Genomic DNA, 25814 nt, shown 5'->3' with positions numbered 1-25814 from the left:
TTACACCTCTACTACGCTGCGCAGGACTTTGCCTGCCTTCATGGTTGCGAATGCTTTCTCTACATCATTCAGGGTAATGCGTTCGTCAACGAATTTGTCCAGTGGGAAGCGTCCCTGCTTAGCCAAATCAGCGTACAACGGGAAGTCACGCTCTGGCAGGCAATCGCCGTACCAGGATGGCTTCAACGCGCCACCGCGAGAGAAGAAGTCAATAGCTGGGATCTCGAATTTCGCATCCGGCCCAGGAACGCCCACCATGACCATGCGTCCGGCAAGATCGCGGGAGTAGAAAGCCTGTCGGGTGGTAGCTGGGATACCTACACCATCGATGGTGACATCGGGACCAAAACCATCGGTGAGCTCGCGGACTGCTTCGATAACTTCTTCTTCCGACTTGCCACTGGCATCGACCGTGTGGGTTGCACCGAATTCTTCGCGGGCACGCTCGAGCTTCTGCGCATCCAGGTCCACCGCAATGATTGTGCGTGCGCCCACCAAGCTGGCACCGGCGATAGCTGCCATGCCGACGCCACCGACGCCGAAGACAGCGACGGATTCACCACGAGTAACTTCACCGGTATTCACGGCCGCACCGAGGCCGGCCATGACGCCGCAGCCCAGCAAGCCAGAAGCAGCCGCGTCGGCGTCCGAATCAATAACGGTGCACTGGCCTTCGTGTACCAGTGTCTTTTCCGCCAAAGCGCCGATACCCAAAGCTGCGGTGAGCTCGGTGCCGTCGGCAAGCGTCATTGGCTTAGAAGCATTGTGGGTATCGAAGCAGTAACGTGGCTGGCCCTTCTTGCAGGCCCGGCATTCGCCGCACACAGCGCGCCAGTTCAGTACGACGGTGTCGCCAACTTTGACGTGGGAAACTTCGCTGCCGACGGATTCGACGACTGCAGTAGCTTCGTGGCCCAACAGAAATGGGTAAGCATCTTCAATATCGCCATCGCGGTAAGCCAAATCGGTATGGCAGATACCACAAGTTTTCACGGCAACAACGACGTCATGTGCGCCGGGAGCAGGGATGACAATGTCGACGGTTTCGACTTCTGCACCCTTCGAACGCGCAATGACGCCCTTCACGGTTTGTGAATCTGCAGCGCCGCTTGATTGATCATCATTTTCAATAAGATTTTCTTGATATGTCATATACCTGATATTACAGAAATGCCTTCGATGCCGCTGATGCTTCATCTACTAGCAAGTTTCATTTCGCGTGCTGCACGATGTAACGAAAACTAACTAGAGTGACGATAGTTATGGTGTAAGTTTCTAAATGAAAAGTATTACTCGGGTGCCACTCGGCTTTACTCAGACTCACCCAAGGCTCTAATGTCTAGGCTTTATTGTCTGAATCTTATTGCCACCCGCTCCGTGTGCTCATTAATTTTTGTGTTCTGATTATTGAAGGTGTGATTTTGTGTCATTGCGCGACCGGCTGGAATACCTCGCTACCAACGGCAAGGGGCTAGCAAAACTAGTTCCTACATTGCTGCGAACCGGGATCATTGCCCCCGGCGACAACCCACGCGCGCTGCTACACACCCCCGGCATCGTCGCGCGTTATTGGCTAAGCACTGCCCGCGAGATCGAACAAGCGGCACTCATTTGCCCGGATCGCCCTGCCTTGCTTGACGACGAAGGCACCATGACCTACCGCGATCTGCAGCAACAGGCCACTACTTTTGCCCGTTACCTACATCAGCTGCCAGTCGACGAAATCCGTCTGGGCATCATGGCACGCAATGGGCGTGGCATCGTCACCCCGCTGGTTGCCAAGGGCTATGCCGGGGCAACAATCTATTTGCTCAATATTGGTTCTTCATCTGAACAACTCGCTGGTTGCATTGAAGAGAACGACATCAATGTGCTGGTCATCGACAGCGAATTTGCAGACCGCCTGCCGCAACCTGGCTCTGCAGCCGCCACCAACTTGCACGTGGTCATCGGCCACGAAGGCGGCGAAGACACCGGAGAGCACCTGGCTTTAGCCGAGATCGTCAAGCGCAACATCGAGCAAAAGCTGCCTCGCTTTCCGAAGCACGGCAATATCGTCTTGATGTCTTCGGGCACTACCGGCGTGCCAAAAGGTATTGCGCGGCCTGAGCCAAAACTGCCCACGGTGTTAAGCACAATCCTGGATGCTGTCCCCTGGAAAGCCAACCAAACCGTCCAAATGACAGCATCGATTTTCCACACTTGGGGTTGGGCGATGCTCAACATTGCCTTCGCGCTACGTTCCACGGTGGTCACACGGCGCATTTTTGATGCCGAAGCCTGCCTCAACGATATCCAAGAGCACCGCTGCGAGGTATTGATCTCGTCGCCAGTGTTCTATAAATCGATGGTCACGCTCGACAACACCTGGGATTACGACACCTCCTCGTTGCAGGTCATCGCTTCCTCCGGCCACGCGCTAACTCCCCAGGTGGCAGCGGATACCATCGAGCGTTTCGGCCCAATTCTGGCTAATATTTATGGTTCCACCGAGCTCACCTTGGCCAGTGCCGCGACACCACAACAAATCGCCGAGGACCCCACCGTGGGCGGTTCCATCGCCAACGGCACCCTGCTAAAAATCTTGGACGACGACGGCAAGGAAGTCCCCCGTGGCAAGATTGGCAAAATTTATCTGCGCAACGCGACCACGATGGTCGGATACACCAATCCGAAGCACAAACTGGACCGCATCGGCATGCTGCAATCCATCGGCGATCTCGGCTATATCGACAACGACGGCATGCTGCACGTATTAGGCCGCGCTGATGAAATGATCATCGTCGGCGGCGAAAACGTCTACCCTTCGTCGGTCGACAATGTGCTGGATACGATGCCAGGTATTGCTGATCACTACGCCAAAGGTGTTGATGATGATGCGACGTTTAGCCGCATTGCTGCCTGGATTGTGAAAGACCCTGAGGGCCCAGACATTACTGCCGATGACATTCGCCAATGGGTGCGCACCCGTCTGGCTGAGCACTCGGTACCCCGCGATGTGCATTTCGTCGATGATTTGCCGCGCAACGCCACAGGCAAGGTAATCCCCCGCCAGCTGTCGGCTTAAAACCCGCTCACTATTAAGTAACAGGGCGCCGCCGGTGATGGGGCTTGCTAGCTAACTCCACTAGCTAGAGGTTTCTGCTTGCTATAGCGGGCCCTGCAATCACGGCCGCGGCCCGTACCAAGCTCACGCTGCGGATCCACAACGCAGTTTCCAGACTGCAATTTTCAGACTGTAATTTACAGTGTGCGTTTTACAATGTAAGCCAGTTTTGCACTGTTGTTTTACACTGTGACCTGATTTTAGGGTCTATCGATGACATATTGTCACTCGCAAATCAGAATACTCACTTTCGCCGAAGACGCCTACAGTCACAAAAACACTGGTAAAAACACCCAGGCATCATCCCGGCATCAACACTGAAACACTACTGACTAACAGTGCACATCACAGTGCACAAGCACCCTGAGAGTGCTAGACACTTTCACACTGTGACTGTACTCTTTACAGTGTGAAATGGGACAGTGGAACTTTAATTCAAACATTGCACGAGATGCAGGAGTTTGGCGACGACTTCCTGAATGTCGAAGCAAAACGCGGCTCCTCTGTCCCAGACAATCTGCCTACAACGATCTGTGCCTTTGCGAATATGCCTACTGGCGGCACAGTCCTGCTCGGTGTCGATGAAGGCACAAACTTCAGTGTCACTGGAGTAAATGAGCCAGCGAAAATAATCAAGGCTGTGACAACCCAAACACGGAGCAGCATCGATCCAGCACCACAAATTTTCTCAGACGTTGTCCCTATCGATGGCAAAATCGTGGTAGCCATAACCGTAAATCCGCTATCACCTGAGCATAAACCGGCCAGATACCGTGGCAAAGCATATCTGAGGCAAAGCGATGGCGATTATGAAATGAACGCGAACGATTTGCAGCTCATCCGGAATGCATCACTCATAGCAGCAAGAAGCCACGAAACAGATTCTGAACCGGTACCTGGCACTACTCGCGCAGATTTGAATAGTGAATTAACTTCACGATATATAGCAGAAGTTCGCCAGTATTCTCGGCGTTTGTCCCAGGTAGTTAATGATGCGGATTTGCTACGTACCCTGAAAGTTATTCTTCCCGACGGTACATTAAGTGTTTCAGGCCTGTACGGGCTCGGATTTTTCCCACAAGCGGCCGAGCCGGCTTTACGAGTTACAGCCGCAGTGCGAATGCCAGAAGGATTTGGTGGACCACGAAACCGTAATATCGAAACTTTTGAGGGTGCTGTTCCAGATCTTTTGGAAGATGCAGTTGCGTGGGTAGCGCGCAATGCAGACACCATCGACGAATATCAAGCCAGTGGACATATGAAAAAACGTAGCGAATTTCCACTGCGCGCAATAAGAGAAACGATAGCCAATGCGTTGGTTCACCGCGATCTCAGCGCTGCCTCGTTAGGTGGTGGTAAAAGCGTAGAAATCCGATTAACTCGTGAGCGTCTCATCATCACCAACCCAGGTGGGCTTCATGGACTCAGCATCGAACAATTAACAAGCTCAGACCTGGCAAAATCTGCAGTCAACCAACGTTTGTATAATCTCATGCGCCACGTCAAGACTTCAGACGGCAGCTCGGTGATCGAAGGCGAAGGTGGTGGCATTGCCGAAATCTTGCGAGCTTGCCGAGATAGCAATCTCACTCGTCCACAATTTTTCGATAACGGCGCACAATTCAAAGTAATTTTCCGTAGACAGCCTCGATTATCCGCGGAACAACGCCAGCACGCGCAAAAACTCGCACACAACCAAGAACTCTCACTTATTCAAATGGAGTTACTGCTTTCGTTAGAGCAAGGCGCGACTTGGTCAATAGGACAAATGCGGAAGCAATTTGCCCCACTCGGGCAGTCCGAAGCAGATGATCTGCTCACAGAACTAAGCTCACTCAAGCTCGCTTCTTACCAAGACGGGGTACTTCGTCCGCGAGATACTTCACACGAGACACCACGGGATAAAGGTACCCAGCAGCGTAGAACGTCAGATTTTTCATCAGTGCACGGCACGAATACCGCAGCTATCATCGCTCAGCTAAACCAGGCACCCATGAGATTCCCCGAGCTGGTAGAGGCAATACCAGAACTGAGTCCTGGCCAACTTCGGTATGCACTCAAACAACTTCAAACAGCCGGAAGCGTGCTGATGGAAGGTCGACAAGGACAGCGCTCTACGCGTTATCGTATAAATCGATCCCCCAAAGAATAACCAAGCTACACCCCATCAAGTGCATTATGAGATGCAGCCTGCTTGAAGATTTCATTCTCCCATTTTTCTTTGTTCAAGAGACAAGCAAAATCGAATTCCTAGTCTCATCAGAACCGCAAAAGATAGTAAAAACAGCCAGAAAGGAATAAGCTTATAGCCACCCGCACTGACATTAATAAGATGGGATATGCATCCCACAAGCAATGCAAGACCCAGCGATCCTACTATGACCAGAGCTCTGAGAGATGGTCTCAGGTCGTCAAAGACGTATTTTCTTCGCTGTTCATTTGAGTCTTCTGTACGTGAAGTGAACCCAAAAAAATCGAGCACTTTCTGCATCTGCATCATCTCCCCTTCACATTCGATGCCACGGTATCACAGCTGTTAGCAAGCTCACAAAAATATTTCAGCTTTTGCTCTAGCCTTCGCCTTATCGTCAATGGCCGCGCTTCGGCTGAAAAGTGGAGAACTGATGTAGCTGCGCCAATCCCCCATGGCACACGGATCAACAAAATCACTGCGGAATAAGAGTTGAAGTAGTGGAGCCATCTAAGGGAATCGAACCCTTGACCTGCTCTTTACGAGGGAGCTGCTCTACCGACTGAGCTAAGATGGCACGTTGCTTGTGTGGAACCGTGAAAGATTCCCGCATAGCGGGCTTCCTGCACAATCACAGCAACACTGGCATTCTAGCCGATAGTCGCCGTCAATGGAAAACGGCAGGACTAGCACCGCCACACCAGGGAGGCGGTAACAGTTAGTGCACCCGGTATGCACAGCGCAAACGCCCCACCAGCCCGTCGAAAGCAATCTGCGGCGAGACGTTAAAGCCTAAAAGCTCACGATAATGACTAATCGCATCCTGGCATTCCACCAGCCCCGCTTCATCCAAATGCTCAGCCAGCTCCGAGGCCAGCGGCTGAAAATCCGGATGTGTCAGATCCACCTGTGCGCCCAGCTTTACCATCAGCGCGTCCCGGTAAATCCCAGCCAGATCAACCAAGGCAAGATCCAATACATCCCGTAAACGCCGCGTTTGCCGTTTCTTCTGCTGCTTTTCCAGCTCACGCAAGTCACCAGCACCACCAGAAACAGATTTCTGAGTACCTTTCCCTCTCGCCCCCATACCCAAAGCGTTGCGCAGACGTTCTTTTTCCGCCTCATCCGCTTCGGCGTAACTTTCTTTTGCTTCTTTTTCGACAGCTTTAACCAATTGGCCGACGGCCTGGAAGCCACCGGATTCGTGGAAGATAGCTTCCGCGAGGTTGATGGCTTGCGCACGCCGCTGCTGGATCGCCGGGGTATTCACTAATTTGCGGGCGCGGCCAACATGGCGCAACGAAGTATGCGCTGCCAACCGGGCGTGATTTTCACTCGCACCTTCGTCGACAAGCATCTGCACAATCGTGTCCACCGGTAACGCCGGCACGTACAGATGGCGGCAGCGGGAACGCAGCGTCTGTGGGAAGTCCTCCGGGTCAGTCGACGGCGCACACAAGATGATCACGGTATGCGCGGGCGGTTCCTCGATGGTTTTCAGCAGTGCATTGGCGGCACCGTCGGTCAGCCGGTCGGCGTCTTCGAAAATCACCACACGCCAGGCGCCAACCGTGGGGCGCTTGGCAGCAGAAGAGACAACGTTGTCGCGGACGAAATCCACTCCGATCGACAACTCTTGCGGCACGACATGCACGACATCTGTGTGCTTGCCCGTCATCGCTGTACGACAGGCTTGGCATTCTCCACAGCCATAGGCGCCCGGGGTTTCGCAGAGCAGCGCAGCAGCAAAGTTCAACGCTGTGGTTGAGCGTCCAGCGCCCGGCGGGCCGGTAAATAACCACGCATGTGACATCGCATGGGTTTGGGCTTGGGGTGTCTGCGCGGCTGCACGGGCGGCATCCATGATGGTTTTTTGCACCCGGGGGTGATCACGCAGACGCTCAGCGATAGTGAGAGCAGAACTCGAAGAAGTATCGTTTGGGGTCAATGTTGCAGGTGTGACGGTTGTAGATGTGGCGTCGTCCGCCGTTGCGGCTCGCGTATTACTCACGCCACTAGTGTAGCCGGGTGGTGCACCATTATTGTATTAAGTTATGAACAGATTTCTGCGTGGCATGAAGTGGCTTTGGGGAACCTCGTGGCCGCTTTTCGCTACCGCAGTTCTGGGCGCAAACATCACGGGCGCCATCGCAGTGATGCTGTTCGTGCGATTTTTCATCCCGATGCCAGAAATCGCCGATTTCACGGATGAAGTTCCCAACCTATGGTCCGTCGGCATCGCCTATCTAGTATTCGCTGTGCTCGTCGGGATGGGCGCAACCTATTTACTGTTCCGGCCAGTACTCGACTGGCAACGCAACCCCGAACAGCACGACCGAAACATGGTGCGCTACCTGGTCATGCGCATTCCGGTCTACCAGGCCGGGGTGGCGGCCTTCGTCTGGCTGATCGGTATTTTGGTTGCCACCATCCTCGCCGGCAATTTCGCCGCCCGACTGGGCTTGGTCGTCGCAATCTCCACATCACTCACCGGGATGATCACCATCCTGATCACATACTTGCAAGCCGAACGTTTGGTGCGCCCAGTCGCAGCCGAGGCACTGGCACGCCGGTTTGAAGATTCCACCCTGGAACCGCCGATCAAAGTGCGTTTGCTGACCACCTGGGTGATGACCACGGGCGTGCCCATCCTCGGCATCGTGCTGCTGCTGTTTGCTCACCAGGCTGATTACTTCACAGACAACGCCGCTGACCTCATCCCACCAGTGTTGATCATGGCTGCCACCGGTTTTGTTACTGGGCTGACCGGCACGATGTTCGCCATGATGAGCGTGATCGACCCCATCAAAGAATTGCAGGATGCGATCAACCGCGTACGCCGTGGTGAATCCAATGTGGCAGTCGATATCTACGACGGCTCCGAAATGGGTGTTCTGCAAGCCGGTTTTAACGAGATGATGAAAGGCCTGCGAGAGCGCGAACGGGTGCGCGATATTTTCGGCCGCTATGTCGGCACGGAAGTCGCCACCAAAGCTCTGGAAGAACGTCCCGAGCTCGGCGGCGAAGACCGTGAAGTCGCGGTGCTTTTCGTCGACGTGATCGGCTCGACGACCTTTGCCGTCAGCCATACCCCGGAAGAAGTCGTCGGCGAGCTCAACCAGTTTTTTGAGCACGTCGTCGAATGTGTACACCGCAACCGAGGCATCATCAACAAGTTCCAGGGCGATGCTGCACTGGCAGTCTTCGGCGCTCCACTGCAACTAACTGATGCAAATTCACTCGCACTGCAGGCGGCGCGCGAGCTACGCGAAGAGCTCAAAGGACTAGCCTTGCACGCCGGCATCGGGGTGGCCGCCGGGCACGTCGTCGCCGGGCACATTGGTGGTTCTGATCGCTTCGAGTACACCGTCATCGGTGATGCGGTGAACCAAGCTGCACGTCTGACCGAGCTGGCCAAAGACACCCCCGGGCAGATCCTTACCAATGCAGCGACTTTACGCGGAGCTAACGAGGTCGAACGAGCACGCTGGACGTTCCTGAAATCCATCGAGCTGCGTGGGCGCGGAGAAATGACACAGCTGGCACGGCCGGTACGGGCCACTCTCGCGGATCGTTCCTAGCGGTTTTCTGCTTGTCGGTGTCGTGCTAGTCGACGCCACCCCCTGCCGATGCTATACCCGCTGCATTTTACGGTTGACCGTCTCGGCTAATCGTGGTTTTGCTAACCTACCTTTAGCGCTTGGATGGCGCCGAAATACTCAACTTTGAAGTACACACGCTGGGAGCCTTTATGCAGAATCAGCCTGCACCATACCCGCAAACAAGCACCCCACCGCCGGAAAACCCGGCACCGCAGAACCAGCCATCGCCTACCCCACGCATGATCGCACCCGATTTCGCCCGCGGCATCGCGCTGCTCGGCATCGCGCTGGCAAACATACAGACTGCGTGGACGCTAGAGACCTCCAACAAACACGCTGAAGGCATCCACGATTCTTATTTCGGCGGCTATGCCGACGGCTCACTACTCGATACCGTCTTCACGCTTTTTTCCGCAATGTTCGTGCATGTACGCGGCCTGCCAATGTTCTCCACGCTCTTGGGCTTCGGCATCGGGCTGATCGCCATGAGCCTGTGGAAGAAGTCTTTTCCCCTCGCCCGCGCCCGCCAGGTTATTCTTCGCCGATATTTCTTCCTCGCAGTCTTCGGCTTGCTGCACATGGTGTTACTGTTTTTCGGTGACATCATGTTGCCTTACGGCGTTGCAGGCATGCTGGTCGCAGCCATGTTGTCACTGCGCAATAAGACTTTGGGGTGGATCATCACTGGGCTTTTCGCAGTCCATGCCGTGACTGGCATAGCCATCGTATTCTCCAGCATCGGCTCTTCATTTTTCGGTGATACAGTCTCGTTCACCACTGGATTCCCGGAAGGCACCACGCACACCGGCGATTACGGCCAATATGCATTAGAAAACTTTTTTATCGCCCTATTCTCGCCATTCATAGCTATATTTGTGGCTTTCACGCTGCTTCCGGTGATTCTGCTGGGCTTTGTGTGGGCGCGTCGTGGGGTGCTTGCCGACGTCGATGCGCACCGAAAAGAACTCGTAATTTGGGCAGTGGTCGCTGCTGCAATCTGCGTCGGCATTGGCGTGCCGTGGGGCTTGGCAGAACTGGAAATCATCAACCCAGATTTGGCTGATCAGCTGATGACAGCAAATCTTTTTCTAGGGATTTTTACCGGCCCGGGCATCCTCGCTGCCATCGCGTTGGGCTGCAACCGCGCGCAGAAGCAATACGACAAAACCCAGCGGCTACCAATCTTGCTGCGCCCATTCATCGCGCTGGGCAAACGCTCCATGTCTGGCTATGTCGCCCAATCAGTGTTCTTTGTGCTCTTAGTACTGCCATTCACTCTGAACTTAGCAGAAGGCCGTACCGTCACCGGGTTAAGCGTGATCGCATTCTTGGTTTGGTTGGCAACTTTACTGCTGGCTTGGCTTTGGGAGGCACTGGGCTGGAATGGCCCGCTCGAAATCGCCCACCGACGCTTGGGCTATGGCCCCGGCTCGCGCCCGCGCATTGAGTCCAAGCGCGAAGAACGCAAACGGATTGCCGCTGCGTCGTCTACCTCTGCGAAGACTGCTGACGCTCCTGACGCTCCCGGTGGTTTCACAGCTCCAGGGAATTCTGGCTCCGCAGGCTAACTAGCTTCGGAACACTACTCCCCTCCCGGAAGACTAGCCCCGAAGGACTAGCTCCGGCGCGATCCTGCCTTCACCACGTTTTTCGTCCCTGGTGAAGGCTTTTTGGTCGCCTTCTTCGCCGATTTCTTAGCGGTCTTTTTGGTCGTCTTTTTCGTGGTAGATTTCTTCGCCGTGGTTTTCTTGGCGCTCTTTTTCGCAGCCGTCTTCTTCCCGGCCTTCTTGGTGGTCCTCTTGCCTACCTCACCGGCTGCTTCTTTCGCACGCCGCTCAGAGAGCAACTCATTGGCCCGCGCATCGGTCATCGCTTCTGGCTTATCGCCCTTGCGCAGCGAAGCGTTGGTCTCGCCGTCGGTGACATACGGGCCAAACCGACCGTCTTTCACCGTCATCGGCTTACCGGAAACGTCATTATCTCCCAGCTTCTTCAGCGGTGGCTGCGCAGCAGCACGACCACGACGCTTCGGCTCCGCATAAATACGGCGTGCCTCATCCAAGCTCACGGTGAAGATCTGCTCTTCTTCTGCCAACGAGCGCGAGTCCGAGCCCTTCTTCAGGTAGGGACCATAGCGGCCGTTTTGCGCGGTGATCATCTCGCCATCAGAAGGGTCAACGCCAACTTCGCGCGGCAGCGACAATAAACGCAGCGCCTGCTCGAGAGTCACCGAAGCCGGTTCCATCGATTGGAACAGCGAGGCCGTCGCCGGCTTCAGCTTGGCTTCCACTAACTCGCCGATGCGTTTTTCTTTTTGCTTCTCCGCAGTCTTGGTATCCCAGTTCTTAGCGCGCTTGCCTTCCTCTTTGCGCTGTGCATCTTCGGCGGCACGCTCTTCGCGGATAATTTCCTCGGCCTCAGCTGCGGCCTTTTCTTGCTCGTCGTCACGCACCTGCTCGGTGACGTAGGGGCCAAACCGGCCTTCCTTCGCGACGATCACCCTGCCGTTTTCTGGGTTTTCGCCCAGTTCACGGCCACCCTGTGGGGTTGCAAACAGCTTTTCTGCCATCTGCAGATTCAGCTCGTCCGGAGTGGTCGACTCCGACAGGTTCGCGCGCTGGTACTCCGGCTCGCCGTTGGCATCTGTGCCAACACGACGCTCCAAGTACGGTCCATAACGACCAACCCGGACGACGACGGCACGGCCTTCTTCGTCGTCGAAAAGGTGCAGTGAGTTCACCGCGCGGGCGTCAATCTTTTCCAGGTTAACGTCGATCAGCGATTTCAGGCCACCGTGGCGCGCAATGGATTCGGCGGTGTTCTTATCGTTATCGTCCTGGACATCATTGCCGAAGTAGAAGCCGGTGAGCCACTCGGTGCGGTCTTGCTCGCCGGTTGCGATCTGGTCGAGTTCGTCTTCCATCGAGGATGTGAAATCGTAATCAACCAGCGGCGCGAAGTTGTTTTCCAGCAAACCGACCACGGCAAATGCCACCCACGATGGCACCAGCGCATTACCGCGAGCATGGACATATCCGCGGTCCTTGATGGTTTTGATGATCGAGGCGTACGTCGACGGGCGGCCGATGCCTTGTTCTTCCATCTTCTTCACCAGCGACGCTTCGGTGTAGCGCGCCGGTGGGTTCGTGGAGTGACCTTCCGCGCTGACCTTGTCGACGGACAGCTCATCGCCCTTATCCAGCTGCGGCAAGCGCTTTTCGCTGCTATCAGCCGAATCATCGTCGTAAGCGCGCAAGAATCCGGGGAAAGTAATCGTTCGGCCATTGGCCTGGAATTCAGTCTTCTCGCCTGTCGAGGCAGCCCCGGCCATGGTGACTTTCATCGACGTGCCCTTGGCATCGGCCATCTGCGAGGCGATGGTGCGCTTCCAGATCAGCTCATAGAGCTTGAATTCCTCGGTATCCAGCTGGTTATGCAGCGCACCTGGCGTCGCAAAAGACTCACCAGCAGGGCGAATAGCCTCGTGAGCTTCCTGCGAGTTTTTCACTTTCCGGTCATAGCGACGTGGCGCATCGGCCACAAAATCGCTGCCATAAAGCTCAGTGGCCTGGTTCCGCGCGGCGGTCAACCCCTGCTGCGACAGCGAGGTGGAGTCGGTACGCATATAGGTGATGTGGCCGTTTTCGTACAGCCGTTGGGCAATACGCATGGTGCGCTCAGAGCTGTAGTGCAGTTTGCGCCCCGCTTCTTGCTGCAGCGTCGAGGTCATAAACGGTGCGTATGGTCGCCGAGTGTACGGCTTGTGTTCCACGGCGGTGACGCTGAGCTTTGCCTGCTGCAAACCGTCGGCAAGCCGGGTGGCTTGTTGCTTGTCGACGACGGTCGCCGAACCTTTCAACTGGCCGCGGTCATCGAAATCGCGCCCCTGGGCTACGCGCAGGCCGTCGACGGTGGCCAAGCGGGCCGGGAACGTCGCGGGGTTTTCTGCGCTGTCGCGCCCACCGGTGTTGAGCGTGGCCGATAGATCCCAGTAGTCGGCAGAGATAAACGCCATGCGTTCGCGTTCGCGCTCGACAATCACGCGGGTGGCCACCGACTGCACACGGCCAGCCGAAAGCCTCGGCATGACCTTTTTCCAGAGCACCGGCGAGACCTCGTAGCCATACAGGCGGTCCAGGATACGGCGGGTTTCCTGTGCATCAATCAGGTCTTCGTCCAGCTCGCGGGTGTTGTTCGCAGCATCCAGGATCGCGGATTTAGTGATCTCGTTGAACACCATTCGACGCACTGGCACCTTGGGCTTGAGCACCTCTAACAGGTGCCACGCGATAGCTTCACCTTCACGGTCCGGGTCTGTTGCCAGATACAGCTCAGAGCAATCCTTGAGCTTGTTTTTTAAGTCCGTGACCTTTTTCTTTTTATCTGGGCTGACCACGTACAACGCACCAAAACCGTTGTCGGTGTCCACGCCGAGCCGCGCCCACGGCTCTTTTTTGTACTTCGCGGGAACGTCAGCAGCTCCGCGTGGCAGATCGCGAATATGCCCCACGGAGGCTTCAACCACGTAGTCGTTGCCGAGATAGGGCTGGATCTTTTTTGCTTTGGTCTGTGACTCGACGATAACGAGCGTCTTGCCTGCCACGGGATCACGTCTCTTTCGTGCTTTATTAGCGTGCAGAGTATGTAGTGTGCGGAGTGCTTAGCGTGCTCAGTACTGCAGCTTGCAAATGTACTGCCAAATGTACTGCTGCGCTAGTTCATTTACACAGTAATATAGGGCGCTTCTACGCTAAAGCAAAAACCCAGCATGCCGGGTGGCGATGCTGGGTTAATGTTTTTACGATTCTGGACGCTTTAATCAGCGACCAGTGGGGTATTACAAACCGACGACCTGCTGAGCCTGTGGGCCCTTAGCGCCTTCGCCGATTTCAAATTCCACCTGCTGGTTTTCTTCCAGGCTACGGAAACCGTTGCCCTGGATTTCAGAGTAGTGCACGAAGACATCCTTCGAGCCATCTTCTGGAGCGATGAAGCCGAAACCTTTTTCAGCGTTAAACCATTTAACGGTTCCTTTTGCCATGTTAAAACCTTTTCTTTTGGCGACGGATCTGCAAAGTGTCCGCGAATCTAACCTTGCTGCGAGCACTTCTCGAACTAACCTAGAAACCGCGTTCAGTGCTTAAGTCTCGCACGAATCAAGCCAAGAAGATACTCTGGCGAAAATATATTCACTTTTCACCATCCAAGCACACCCACAAGGGGGTAGAAATGGGCACCGGGAGCCAACAAGATGCGGTTTTTGGCCAGGAGCTTCTCGACGAACTCATTGCTGCTTTCCCCAATTCCACGCTCACGCACCAGCGCGTAGTGCCCGTGCGCTTCGCAAGTTACTGCGCTTGGCCGGAATGGGTTAGCCCTTCGTTGCGTGCTGGTCTAGAGCAGCGCGGCATCACGCAGTTGTTTAGTCACCAGGTGCAGGCAGCGGCAGCGATTCATGCTGGCCGCAACACGGTGATTGCTACGGGAACTTCGTCCGGAAAGTCACTCGGCTATCAGCTGCCGGTACTCACGCGTCTCGGTTCTGCTGCCACACCGTGCGCGTTGTATCTGACGCCCACCAAGGCGTTGGGATCTGACCAGTTGTTATCAATCCAGCAATTATTGCGTGATGTGCAGGCCCATGAGCGGGCAGCTGCACAAACAGCGAATACTAACTCACAACTGCCCCACCTAGCCTCGATCGCCCCAGCACCGTATGACGGCGATACCCCCAACGAATCCCGCGCGGGAATTCGGGAATCTTCCCGGTTCATTTTTTCCAATCCAGACATGGTGCACGCATCCTTGCTGGGTGCACACCAACGCTGGGCGCGCATGCTACGGCACTTGGAGTTCATCATCATCGACGAATGCCATACCTACCGCGGCGTCTTCGGTTCCCACGTTGCACTCGTGTTGCGCCGTCTGCTGCGGATCTGTGCGCATTATGGTTCTGAGCCGACGATTATCTGCGCATCAGCAACATCCGCTGATCCCGTGGGCCAAGCCCAGAGGCTCACTGGCCGCGCCATGCATGGGGTTACTGACGACGGTTCCCCGCAGGGGGCGCGCACCATCGCGTTGTGGGAGCCAGGTTTTCGCGAGGATGTGGAAGGCCACAACGGCGCACCGGTGCGTCGCGCGGCATCCACCGAAGCTGCCGCCATCATGGCACGCCTGGTCGCCACTGGCGCCAGGACGCTGACTTTTGTACGTTCGCGTCGGCAAGCAGAAACCACTGCCCTACGTTGCGCAGAAGAACTCAGTGCCCGTGGCCGAATGGATTTTGCTGCTCGGATTGCCTCTTACCGGGCGGGATATTTGGCGGAAGATCGGCGCAGGCTAGAACGCAATCTAGATAGCGGTGCTCTGCTCGGTGTGGCCACCACCTCTGCCTTAGAGCTCGGCATTGATGTCGGAGGCTTGGATGCCGTGGTGGGCGCTGGATTTCCTGGCACCGTGGCGTCATTTTGGCAACAGGCCGGGCGTGCTGGCAGGCGTGGGCAGGGCTCACTCGTCGTGCTCGTCGCGCGTGACGATCCCATGGATACCTATCTCGTGCACCATCCAGCAGCTCTACTCGACCGCCCCATCGAAGCCAGCGTGTTCAACCCGGCAAACCCCTACGTGCTAGAAGGCCACCTTTACTGCGCTGCGGTAGAAAAACCTCTCACCTCCTTTGACATCGAGCAATGGCAAGCCAGCGAAGTCGTTCAACACCTAACCGAGATTGGTCTATTGCGTGCCAGGGAGCATGGCTGGTTCGCCGCACCGCTTCCCGACGGCCCCATCCGTCCCGATACCGCGCACGCACAGGTTGATATCCGCGGTGGTTCTGGACAACAAGTGATGATCGTCGACTCGTCCGATGGACGTTTGTTAGGCACGGTGGATTCTGCACGCGCAGCCAGCCAACTTCACCCCGGCGCGGTGTATTTGCACCAGGGGGAAAGCTTTCTCATCGACGAGCTGGATTTTGAAGAATATATCGCCCTGGCGCGCCCGGAACAACCAGATTATTCCACCCAAGCTTTATCCGATACACAGATCAGAATTGTCACTGGCCCACCGTCGCACCGCGTGCGGCAGCTTTCGCCGGAGGTCTCGGTGGCACTGGTCGGTGTCGAAGTTATTCATCAGGTCACCGGGTATATGGTGCGGCTTCCCGACGGCTCGGTCGCAGAGCAGGTGCCATTAGATCTGCCTCGTCAGCGGTTATTTACCCAGGCTGCCGCTTATACCATCAGCCCGCGCGCGTTGGCAGCCGCCGGGGTGGAAGAAGCAGATATTCCGGGTAGTTTGCACGCGGCGGAGCATGCCGCGATTGGCCTATTGCCGCTGTTGGCAACGTGTGACCGTTGGGATATTGGTGGGGTCTCGACTGCATTGCATGTGGATACTCAACTACCGACGGTGTTCGTCTATGACGGTTACCCAGGCGGCGCTGGGTTTGCTGAAGAAGGTTTCCGGCGTTTCCGCGACTGGATCGCCGCCACGCTCCGCGCAGTCTCGTCATGCGCCTGCGCCAGTGGCTGCCCGTCGTGTGTGCAATCACCGAAGTGCGGCAACGGCAATGAGCCGTTGCATAAAGCCGGTGCCATTAAAGTACTTGATGCTTTATTAACCAGTATCGATGCTGCTGTCAGCTAACACTGAAAACAACACCGCACCGAACCCGTGCCACGAGGCCGGGCCCTAGAGTCGCTCCAGAGCCGCTCTAGAATCACTCTCGCCTGGCCCCAGATTTGCCCTAGATAGCAACTAGATTGGCCCAGCACGCGCCTGTGCTTGCGCGCGGGTAACTGAAATTCCAGCGGTGACTTCAACCAACACGTCACGATGCACGACCCGGCAAGAATTTACGGTGGCGTGATTGGCAGTGGCGATCCGTTCTGCTGCCGGGCAGGCAGGATTACCACGCGCCAGGCTTTCTGCCGCTGCAACGGCCGCCATGTCCGCGGCGAGCTGCCCCTGATGCCGGGCAACCACGTGGCTTGCTACCCCAACCAGGGATAAAGCAACCGCCACGATGGCTACGATGATGCCTGCTGCCGCTACCGTGGCATAGCCATCGTCGTTCCGGATTTTCATCTCGTCTCCACGGGATAGATTGCACTGGCACTGCGGGTGCCGAATACCGCGGGTACTTCCGCGGTCACTGTGACCAGCCCGGAAGCTTCCGCAATCGAGATCTCGGCTTCACCGGGTGGGTGATAATCTACGCCGATGGCGTGCGCCCGCGCAGCGGCACTCGCGACATCAATAGCAGCGATATGCGCGCTCACCGTAGCAATTGCTCCGATGATCAGTGCCGTCACGATCACTAGCGCCGCGAGTGCGAACGCGGCTTCGATTGTCACCGAACCACGATCATCGGCAAGCCCCCGTGCAAGCTGTTTCTGCGGTTTATGACGGCTTATTAGACAGCGCATCGGTGATGATCGATTCGATAGCTTCGGTGACACCGCCGCTGCTAACCACTAGGTAGAGTGCGGCCGCTAGCGCAGCAGCGGCAAGCGATCCCATGGCGTATTCGATGGTGCTCATGCCGGAATCGTCGGCAAGAATTCCCATTACACCTCGCTTGTTATCTGAGTTCGTATCGTCTTGCTGCATGGTCTCGACTGTGTGTAGTGGTGTGGTCATGATGACTCTCCTTCGTTGTGTTCACGAGTGACTGAAAGGTGGCTGTCCTGAGGGTTTCTACATTCGCCTGAGGTTTTTAGCCTGGAGCGGTGGCCAGCAGGTCGGTTGCCAAGCTGATCACCACTGGGGCAAGGCCCAGCAGAATGAACGCCGGCAAAAAGCACACCGCTAGTGGCAGGGCGATTAGCACCCCGGCGCGTTCGGCTGCTGCTCGCGCATGATCGTTGGCATCGGCACGCACGCTGGCTGCCAGTTCACGACACCTCGGTGCAATCCGCGCACCAGATTCACGAGCCGATTCAATAATCGATGCCAGTTCAGAAAACCCGTCGTAATTACGAAGTTCTCGGAAAGCCTCCCGGTCAGCGATGCCGACGGCTGTTAACTGATGCACCGACTGCCAAACGTGCGCGGTCTCAGATGTTGCGGCCTCGGCGACCACGCTGGTCGTCGTATGCACGGCAAGGCCTGATTCCACGCAGGCGGCAAATAGCTCAATATCGGCGGCGATGTGCAGTGGGTGCGGTGTATTCGGCGGTTCCCGAGGGTTTTTCGGGGTACTCATCGGACTCGTCGGGCTTTTTAACCTCCCGGTCGCAGACACTTGGGGTATAAGCAATGCAATTGCAAGCAGGAGTAATGCTGTGGCGAGGATGCCGTTATCCGTCATAATTTCTCACCCACTGCCTTAGAGGTGATGCGTTGGGACCACATGAATCCTGCACACGACAGGCCTACGCCGACGACGAGACAGATGCCCCCGAGTGAAGTCGTCAACAGGAAGGCGACTGGTTGTGCCCCCATGGCCATCCCCATGGCAATTCCGGCTAGCGGCAGGCAGGTGAGAATCACCGACGTTGCTTGCGGGCCTTGCAGACTTGCCGAAGTAGCACTGCGGTGTCGCATCGCGCCATCGATGCTGTGGTGAAGCGAATCGAGTAACCCAGCTAAGGCAATACCGTGTCGTCCTGCCGCTGACCACAGCACTGCCAGGCGCTGTAACTGCGGTAAGTCTTCGTGGTTGTGCTGGCTAAATGCATGCGCCGGGCTGTGGCCGAACCGGGCTTGTGCTGCTGCAGATTCTGCCACTACCCGCACCCGCGGTGAACTGTCGTCATCCATGTGCGAGGCTGCTATTTCGACAGCCCGGAAATGATGGGCACCAGAATCGATATCTGCTGCTAGCCGTCCGATATAGCTTCCCAATGCCTTCGTATCCGCGATAGTTGTCCGCCGACGCAGATGTTGGCGAATAGTGCTCACTATCGTGGTTGCTGCCATCGCTCCCGCCACCGCAAGCGCCAGGGTTCCGACCGCTAACAACACGCTGACAACGCTGAAAACCACGATGATGGTCAACAGATATTCTTTGGGCAGGCGCGTGGCGTTGTCTAGACCAATGCGAGCACTCGCTGCTGCAGGGCGTATTAGCAGCGCCAAGGCCACTAGGCATAATGCGGCGATCATGCTGGATCTCCCGCTTCCGCACCGTATTCCCATATGGTCTCGACCCGCAATGGCTCGGTTTGTAATTGCCCAATTTGGGCTAGTCGACGGCTACCATCAGGCTGGCGTTGCATCACGAGGACGACTTCCACTGCTGCCGTCAGCTGCGAATGCAAGGCTTCGCGTTCAAGACCGCCTAAAGCACCGAGTGCTTCCAGTCGAGCGGGCACTTCGGATAATCGGTTGGCGTGTAGTGTTCCCCCACCGCCGTCATGGCCGGTGTTCAGGGCAGCGAGTAGATCAACCACTTCGGCGCCACGGATCTCCCCGACGATGATGCGGTCTGGGCGCATGCGCAGAGCTTGTTTCAGCAGATCTGAAATAGTGATCGCGCCGCCGCCTTCGCTGTTGGCACCCCGCGCGGTCAGATTAACCACGTGTGGGTGATTCGGCGTGAGCTCCGGAGTGTCTTCAATACACACCAGACGCTGCGCAGGGTCGATTTCACTGAGTAGTGCAGACAGCAACGTGGTTTTCCCGCTGCCTGTTCCACCAACGATGAGAAACGAACGGCGCTGCCGGACAACCTCTTCCAAAAATTCCCGAGAATGCTCATCCAAGCTGCCTTGGCGGTACAGCGAATCCAAGCTCGCACTGTGTGAGCGCAACACTCGCAGGCTGATGCATGTTCCTTGTTGTGCCGGTGGGCTTAAAACCGCGTGAAAACGCAATGCCACGTCACCGCTACTGTCGTCTGCGCGTTGAATTCTGCCGTCGACGCATGGTTGGGCATCGTCTAGTCGACGTCCAGACAATCCCGCCAGGCGCACCGCTAATCTGCGGACTTCTTCATCATCGCGGAAAACAATCCCGGCTTTTTCGAGTCCGTCACCGCGATCAAAAAACACCGCGTCAGGTCCATTGACAACGATATCGGTTACCCCGGCGACTGATAATAACGGTTCTAACACCCCAATGCCGGCGGTGTCGTTTTTCAACGTCCGCAGGATTTCGAGCACGTCATAATCACTGATCACCCCGGCTTCTTCCCGGATCAGGGCCACTAACTGCGGTGGATCGTCGACAAGACTGGGTTGGGCTGCAACTTGGCGCTGAACATTTTCTAATATGTGTGCGGCGATAGTCATGGCGTAGCTTTCTGTGTTCTGTTTTCATGTTGTGATCGCGCTTCATGTTGTGATCGCGCATTGTGACCACTGTTCTTGGGGTTTGTTCTTGGCGTTTGTTCTTGGCGGTGGCTTGCTTGCTAACGGAACTCCGCGAGCACGGCGTGGCTGATGATGGACAGTGGTTTAGGCATCCGGTTGGGTAGCCCTCCACTCTCCGCTGTTTTGGCCAGACCTCGAATCGTCCCAATTTCCGCAATGACCTCGCTACGGACGAGGTTTTCAATCTCTTCCACACTCAGCGATGACCACTGCCGGTGTCGAACGACCAAGCAGCTAGGAATCTGCTCGGCACTTAACTGCGCGCTTAAGTGTTCGGCTCGCGCTGCGCACCGTAATTCCGCAGGGCAAACCAGCACGGCAGCATCAATTGACCTGGGTATATGGCTAGGGTGGGCATCCACCACGCTGATCCCTGGTTCGCTGTGAAGCGCAGATAACACAGTCTCGATGTCTTCGTGGTTACGGAAGCTACGGGTCCCGTCACTGGCACGCCGTTCGGTAAGCACCGCAATGCCGTCGTCAGTGGTTGGTAAACACGCACGCAAATCGTGTGCTGCAATATGCCCCTCACCCAAGTTCAGGTCCGGCCAGCGCAATCCTTCGTGTTTTTCAATGCCAAGAAGTAAATCCATTCCACCGGAATAGGCCACCGCATCAATGAGAGTGACCGCCCCAACGCGTTCATGAGCGGCAACACGGGCTATCGCGGCAGCTAAGGTAGATGCCCCTGCGCCGCCACCGGTCGCAACCACCGCGATGGTTACGTGGGGCGATTCTTCTCTAACCACCGGCGGCGGCACCGAGCGTCGGGAAACGATACCTGGCGAAGCTGGCGGCACTGGTTGCACCGACAAAGCAGCAAGTTCACGATCGCGGGAGTCTTTTCCTAGCCGTTCCAGCAATTCTTTGTTTTGCGCGGGCACGACGAACCCAGCAACGGCACCGCAACCGTCGACCAGCTCATCGTCGACGGGCCCCGGGTCTAAAAAGAGGAGATAGACCGGATTGGTCCAGCGTGCTCGTCCACTGGGTCTCGGCAAGTTTGCTAACCCTTGGGCAAATTCTGCATCCAGTAATAGCGCCGAAGCACGGGTAGCTAAGCGGGTGATATCACGCTCATCGGCAGCAGTCACCGCTCGGTGCCCGGTCGCAGCAGCAATGTGTGTGGCTTCGGTACGCAAAGTGGGGTCTGCAATAGCGATGAGGATAGAAGTATCGTTGGCGTTCATGGCTTCTAGCCAAGCCGCTCACCTTCGTCGACTCAATGACCTGCAACGATTCTGTGGATAACACGCAAATTTTGCTGCCATGTCAACTACTATTCTGTGGATAACTCGCAAATTTTCCGCGCAAATCCACAAATCTGTAACGATCCGACGCACCATATGGATATGCCGATTAAGATGGCTACTACATCAGTAGGCAACAGCTGTTTACACAAACAACATGCGTTACATACGGCAGGTCTTTATGCACGATTCTCACAGCACCGCAGCCGACGATTCTGGGAAAACGCCACAGCCAGAGCGTGTGGCCGCTTTTTTCGACCTGGATAAAACCATCATCGCAACCTCATCGGCCTTCGCTTATGGCCGAGAATTCCTCCATAACGGGCTCATTACCCCTCACGATGCGATGAGCCTGTCCCTAGCCAAAGCTAGCTATATGTTCGCTGGTCAGTCCAGCGCACAAATGGATTCCACCCGTGATCAACTGACCGCCATGGTCGCAGGGTGGTCAGAAAAGCAAGTCCGCGAAATCGTGCACGAAACCATGCACAGCGTGCTCACCCCAGCCATTTATAGCGAGGCCCGCGAGCTCATCCAGGCACATCAGCAAGTCGGCCACGAAGTCATCATTATTTCTGCTTCAGCGCGCCAGCTCGTGGAGCCGATCGCTAAAGAACTAGACATCGACAAGGTCATCAGCACCGAACTTGAAATCATCGACGGCAAATTTACCGGCACCGTCGAGTTCTATTGCAAGGGCAGTGCAAAAGCAGATGCCATCACCGAGCTTGCCGACGAACACGGTTACGATTTACAGCACAGTTTTGCTTATTCAGATTCGGTCACTGATGCACCCATGCTCGAGCTCGTTGGCTACCCAGTCGCGGTGAACCCAGACCGGGCCCTGAAAAAGCTGGCGCTGGAGCGTGGCTGGGAGATCCGCAGCTTCAAAGACCCGGCCCCGCTTTTTCAAATGCCAGGCGCAAAAGAAATCGGTATCGGGGCAGGTTTGTTAGCCGGCGTTATCGCTTTGATCACCGCGGGAACCTTGCTGAGCAAATTGTATGCGCAGGAGAAATCTCCGAGCACAAAACCGGCTGCACAGCAACCAATATTGCCGCTGCCGAAGGCATTGGACTGGAAGGTTGTGGAATCGTGGTTCAAAAAATCTAGCGCATAATCGAGCCAAGCCAGACACCGAGCGAGCACTAGGTATCGCCTAAACTCCACAGGTGAGGGCATACGACGTACAATTATTAACTAACGCTTGATTTCTACGGGAATTCTGCGTCGCAGTACAGTCAAAGGCGCTGCGAGGCCATATATTTCACTGAGATCAAGCACACTAAAAACGCAAGTTTCATAGACGATAAACACACGACACTGCTAGCTGGTTTCGCTTCTGCTAGAAACCGGCTAGGGCATTAAGGGAAGGTATAGCGTGAGTAAGCCAGGACTTTTCACCGACGGCGCGGATGATTTTAACCCAAAAGTAGATTCTATCCCTTTGAGCGATGCCGATACCGCCAAGCCAGGCGAGACTTCCATCGGCGATTTAGTTTCTAACGCTTCCACCCAAATCTCTAGTTTGGTTCGTGCAGAAATCGAGCTCGCCAAAACTGAGCTGGCAGGCGAAGCGAAGAAGGGTGCCATCGGCGGCGGCATGTTCGCCGCTGCAGGCACCGTCGCTCTGTATAGCTCGTTTTTCTTGTTCTTCTTCCTCGCTGAATTGCTCGCACACCTGTGGCTGCAGCGTTGGGCTGCTTTCCTCATTGTCTTCCTTATCATGCTGGTCATCGCCGCCGTCGTCGCATTGATTGGCGTGAAGAAAGTCAAGAAGATTCAGGCACCAAAAGCCACGATCGAATCAGTCAGTGAGCTGAAGAAACTGCGTCCGGGCTCTGCCAGCAAGTCGCTGGAAGGCCCTTCCGGCATGTACACCTAAATTTTTACTGCGGATATAATTCCGTTTTCCTGGCTATGCCACCACCCCAGGCTGTCATGCCTGGGGTACAGTGTGTGCATGCCCAAACGTTCCGCCAAGCTATCGCCATCCATCGTTGAATTGGATGGCCCCTTCCAGCACGGACACGTTCATACCCACGGCCTCCGGTTGCACACCGTCAGCGCGGGATCTTCTTCTGATCCGCTGATCGTGCTGTTGCACGGGGCTTTTGGTGGTTGGTTTGAATACCGCCACATCATCGCTGATCTTGCCGACGCCGGCTTTCACGTTGTCGCCGTTGACCTACGTGGTTACGGTATGTCTGATCATCCACCCGTAACCGCAGGCCAGGATATTCGCAGCGATTCCGGCCAAATCTCTGGCCTCATTACCGCGCTCGGTTACGAATCTGCTTATATCATCGGCTACGACATCGGTGGGGCACTCGGCTGGGCGCTAGCGAGCAAATCCCCGCACCAAGTCAGCGGCTTCATTGCTGTAGCTAGTGCGCACCCTGTGGACTTGCGAAAAACGGTACAAACCCAGCCGTGGAATTTTTTATGGATTCTGCTGCGTGCTGCGATCATGCGTCTGCCATCATGCGTGTATTTACCGTTTCCCCAACGTTTTGAGTGGCTTTACCGGCGTAATCTATGCAGCGAAACCACCCCTGAATACAGCGATACACAGGCTTTTGCAGATGAACTCAACTTGCGTGTGCAGGCATCCAAAATTGGCCGTTCTCGCGCCGTTGCGCTGCAACATAACCGCCACTTGCTCAGCTTCCCTCCCGGCAGCTGGCTGGATCAGCCGATTTCTGTGCCGGTGACGATGATCCATGCCGATCAGAGCCTCTGGAAACGACTAACGGCACGTAGCGCGCAGCGCATGCGCGCGCCGTGGAAAGCTCTGACCATGGACGGCACCAAAAACATGCCGCACATTGAGAAACCGCATGCTTTCACCCGCATGGTGCTCAACCAAATCGAAGAATGGTCCAGCGTTGACCGCCCCACGAGCGTTTCTGCACGACGTCGGAGCTCGTCATTCTAATGGCTCCTGGCTCGAGCTGATGCCTGCTGATTCGAGCTGATGTCTGCTGGCTCGAGCCAGTTTATTGTGCGACTGAGTAGTGTGATCTACTGTGCGACGCACGCTCCGGTTTCTACCGGCGAGACCAACGCACCCAGTTCACCAACCTGCTGGCGCACCTCATCGGCAGTTAAGGCATAACCAGTATCTGAGTTATCCACTGCCGCACCGAATACCATGCCGATCACGCGGCCGTCGTCAGTAGTCACAGGGCCACCAGAATTTCCCTGTTGAATGTTGCCGCGCAGGGTATAGACTTCGCGCTCTACTCTGCCTTGCGCATAAATATCCGGCCCGGAAATCCGAATCTGCTCGCGGACGCGGGCAGGTGAGGCATCGAAAGGACCCGAAAGCGGGAAGCCCATGACGACGGCATCATCCCCCGTCACCGCTGGTTGTTCTGCCCATTGCAATGCCGGAAGCCCAAGGTTGGGCACGTGTAGCACAGCAATGTCGATATCCGGGTTGTAGTAGACCACCTCAGCTTCACGCACGCCGACGACGGTATCGGCGCGCACGCTATGTGTACCGGCAACGACGTGGGCATTCGTGAGAATATAGTCTTCTTGTGTGACGAATCCCGTCCCCATTAGCCGCCTGCGGCACTGATCCGATTCACCCATCACGTGGATCACTGATGGGCGCACATCATGGACCATCTGTTCGTTATCGACATTGATGCGTGGTGCTTCGACTTGTCGCGAATTTTGGTGATTCTCAAATGGAGAAACCAGTGGCGGCAGACCAGATTCATTGAGCATCGCCGAGATCTGCGCAGGCAATCGCGCAGCACGGTCGGGAGCCAACGAGTTCATGGTGGATAGCACCGCGGAACTGCGTAGCATTTGGCTGAAAGCGCCAGAGGTGCCTGTCACTATCGGAATGGATACCAACCAGATCAACGCCGCCACCGCGACAGCTTGGGCGATGGAGCCGATGGCAGAGTCAACTGTCTGCAGCGATTTCAAACGCAGGGCATCACGCACTTTCAACCCCAGCGTGATCCCTAATAAATGGCCAAGACCAGCAGCGATAATCAGCACACCGATCGCCAGCACGAATCGTGCCAATGTTTTTTCGGTCAAGCCCATCAGCAGTGGCGCGGCGGCACCACCGATGATCAAGCCAGAGATCACGCCGATGAATGAAAGGATCGACGCAATCGCACCTTGCCGCCAACCGATACCAATGCTGGTCAAGATGACCAGGATGATGATGAGGTCAACGAAAATTGATTCTGTCACGGGAAAATTCTACTCGCTTCCAGCTCTAGCAAGTTCTAGTGCAGTGGCTCATTATGTTCTAGCGCAGCGGCTCATTATGTTCTAGCGCAGCGGCTCATTATGTTCTAGCGCAGCGGCTCATTA

20 protein-coding genes and 1 tRNA gene are annotated in these 25814 nt (G+C 55.9%); 8 read left to right on the top strand and 13 right to left on the bottom strand.

Annotation, left to right across the window (positions count from 1 at the left end):
- On the bottom strand, window positions 1-1152 hold the full coding sequence (locus RCH87_RS00235; RefSeq protein WP_306514744.1) for an S-(hydroxymethyl)mycothiol dehydrogenase: 1152 nt from the start codon (window positions 1150-1152) through the stop codon (window positions 1-3).
- A 271-nt stretch (window positions 1153-1423) separates the two neighbouring features.
- Here RCH87_RS00235 and RCH87_RS00230 point away from each other — a divergent pair, with 271 nt between their 5' ends.
- Window positions 1424-3067, top strand: a complete 1644-nt coding sequence (locus tag RCH87_RS00230; protein ID WP_306514743.1) for an AMP-binding protein — start codon at window positions 1424-1426, stop codon at window positions 3065-3067.
- 448 nt (window positions 3068-3515) lie between these two features.
- Entirely contained in the window at window positions 3516-5258 is a 1743-nt protein-coding gene (locus RCH87_RS00225; RefSeq protein WP_306514742.1) for an ATP-binding protein, read from the top strand.
- A 540-nt stretch (window positions 5259-5798) separates the two neighbouring features.
- Here the strand turns inward: RCH87_RS00225 and RCH87_RS00220 are convergent.
- Window positions 5799-5874, bottom strand: a tRNA-Thr gene (locus RCH87_RS00220).
- 141 nt (window positions 5875-6015) lie between these two features.
- A complete protein-coding gene (locus RCH87_RS00215) occupies window positions 6016-7308 on the bottom strand; it encodes a DNA polymerase III subunit delta' (RefSeq protein WP_306514741.1) in 1293 nt (430 codons plus the stop codon).
- Between the two features lie 43 nt (window positions 7309-7351).
- Between RCH87_RS00215 and RCH87_RS00210 the strand changes: the two genes are divergently transcribed.
- Window positions 7352-8878: an adenylate/guanylate cyclase domain-containing protein gene (locus tag RCH87_RS00210; RefSeq protein ID WP_306514740.1), complete on the top strand. Its 1527-nt coding sequence runs from the start codon at window positions 7352-7354 to the stop codon at window positions 8876-8878.
- Window positions 8879-9048: 170 nt separating this feature from the next.
- The gene (locus RCH87_RS00205) at window positions 9049-10467 is read left to right on the top strand and encodes a DUF418 domain-containing protein (RefSeq protein WP_306514739.1); all 1419 of its coding nucleotides are present in this window, start codon (window positions 9049-9051) and stop codon (window positions 10465-10467) included.
- Window positions 10468-10514: 47 nt separating this feature from the next.
- On the opposite strand, the gene topA is transcribed toward RCH87_RS00205, so the two are convergent.
- Together topA and RCH87_RS00195 are read right to left on the bottom strand one after the other, a co-directional pair.
- On the bottom strand, window positions 10515-13502 hold the full coding sequence (gene topA, locus RCH87_RS00200) for a type I DNA topoisomerase (protein WP_306514738.1): 2988 nt from the start codon (window positions 13500-13502) through the stop codon (window positions 10515-10517).
- 234 nt (window positions 13503-13736) lie between these two features.
- Window positions 13737-13940 carry a cold-shock protein gene (locus tag RCH87_RS00195; protein ID WP_018121109.1) on the bottom strand — a complete coding sequence of 68 codons (204 nt, stop codon included), beginning with the start codon at window positions 13938-13940 and terminating at the stop codon, window positions 13737-13739.
- 188 nt (window positions 13941-14128) lie between these two features.
- Between RCH87_RS00195 and RCH87_RS00190 the strand changes: the two genes are divergently transcribed.
- Window positions 14129-16549, top strand: a complete 2421-nt coding sequence (locus tag RCH87_RS00190; RefSeq protein ID WP_306514737.1) for a Zn-binding domain-containing protein — start codon at window positions 14129-14131, stop codon at window positions 16547-16549.
- Window positions 16550-16660: 111 nt separating this feature from the next.
- Here RCH87_RS00190 and RCH87_RS00185 read toward each other — a convergent pair whose 3' ends face one another.
- The 7 genes from RCH87_RS00185 to RCH87_RS00155 form a co-directional block, all read right to left on the bottom strand.
- On the bottom strand, window positions 16661-16990 hold the full coding sequence (locus tag RCH87_RS00185; protein ID WP_306514736.1) for an Rv3654c family TadE-like protein: 330 nt from the start codon (window positions 16988-16990) through the stop codon (window positions 16661-16663).
- Window positions 16987-17331, bottom strand: coding sequence for a hypothetical protein (locus tag RCH87_RS00180; RefSeq protein ID WP_306514735.1), 345 nt, complete (start codon window positions 17329-17331; stop codon window positions 16987-16989). Before RCH87_RS00180 ends, RCH87_RS00185 begins: the two co-directional genes overlap by 4 nt.
- On the bottom strand, window positions 17306-17473 hold the full coding sequence (locus RCH87_RS00175; RefSeq protein ID WP_306514770.1) for a DUF4244 domain-containing protein: 168 nt from the start codon (window positions 17471-17473) through the stop codon (window positions 17306-17308). Before RCH87_RS00175 ends, RCH87_RS00180 begins: the two co-directional genes overlap by 26 nt.
- 148 nt (window positions 17474-17621) lie before the next feature.
- A complete protein-coding gene (locus RCH87_RS00170) occupies window positions 17622-18110 on the bottom strand; it encodes a type II secretion system F family protein (protein WP_306514734.1) in 489 nt (162 codons plus the stop codon).
- Window positions 18111-18211: 101 nt separating this feature from the next.
- Window positions 18212-19012, bottom strand: a complete 801-nt coding sequence (locus RCH87_RS00165) for a type II secretion system F family protein (RefSeq protein WP_306514733.1) — start codon at window positions 19010-19012, stop codon at window positions 18212-18214.
- Window positions 19009-20139 (bottom strand): TadA family conjugal transfer-associated ATPase, encoded by a 1131-nt coding sequence (locus RCH87_RS00160; protein ID WP_306514732.1) that lies wholly within the window; start codon window positions 20137-20139, stop codon window positions 19009-19011. Before RCH87_RS00160 ends, RCH87_RS00165 begins: the two co-directional genes overlap by 4 nt.
- Before the next feature lie 119 nt (window positions 20140-20258).
- Entirely contained in the window at window positions 20259-21410 is a 1152-nt protein-coding gene (locus RCH87_RS00155) for a septum formation initiator (RefSeq protein ID WP_306514731.1), read from the bottom strand.
- A 241-nt stretch (window positions 21411-21651) separates the two neighbouring features.
- Between RCH87_RS00155 and RCH87_RS00150 the strand changes: the two genes are divergently transcribed.
- The 3 genes from RCH87_RS00150 (at window position 21652) to RCH87_RS00140 (ending at window position 24408) form a co-directional block, all read left to right on the top strand.
- Window positions 21652-22590, top strand: a complete 939-nt coding sequence (locus RCH87_RS00150) for an HAD family phosphatase (RefSeq protein ID WP_306514730.1) — start codon at window positions 21652-21654, stop codon at window positions 22588-22590.
- Window positions 22591-22851: 261 nt separating this feature from the next.
- Window positions 22852-23355, top strand: a complete 504-nt coding sequence (locus tag RCH87_RS00145; protein WP_306514729.1) for a phage holin family protein — start codon at window positions 22852-22854, stop codon at window positions 23353-23355.
- Between the two features lie 78 nt (window positions 23356-23433).
- A complete protein-coding gene (locus RCH87_RS00140) occupies window positions 23434-24408 on the top strand; it encodes an alpha/beta fold hydrolase (protein ID WP_306514728.1) in 975 nt (324 codons plus the stop codon).
- A gap of 86 nt (window positions 24409-24494) precedes the next feature.
- Here RCH87_RS00140 and RCH87_RS00135 read toward each other — a convergent pair whose 3' ends face one another.
- Entirely contained in the window at window positions 24495-25691 is a 1197-nt protein-coding gene (locus RCH87_RS00135) for a MarP family serine protease (RefSeq protein ID WP_306514727.1), read from the bottom strand.
- Between the last annotated feature and the right edge of the window lie 123 nt (window positions 25692-25814).

Source organism: Corynebacterium sp. (assembly GCF_030826625.1).
GTDB lineage: Bacteria > Actinomycetota > Actinomycetes > Mycobacteriales > Mycobacteriaceae > Corynebacterium.
This window is presented reverse-complemented; position numbering and strand designations above follow the sequence as displayed.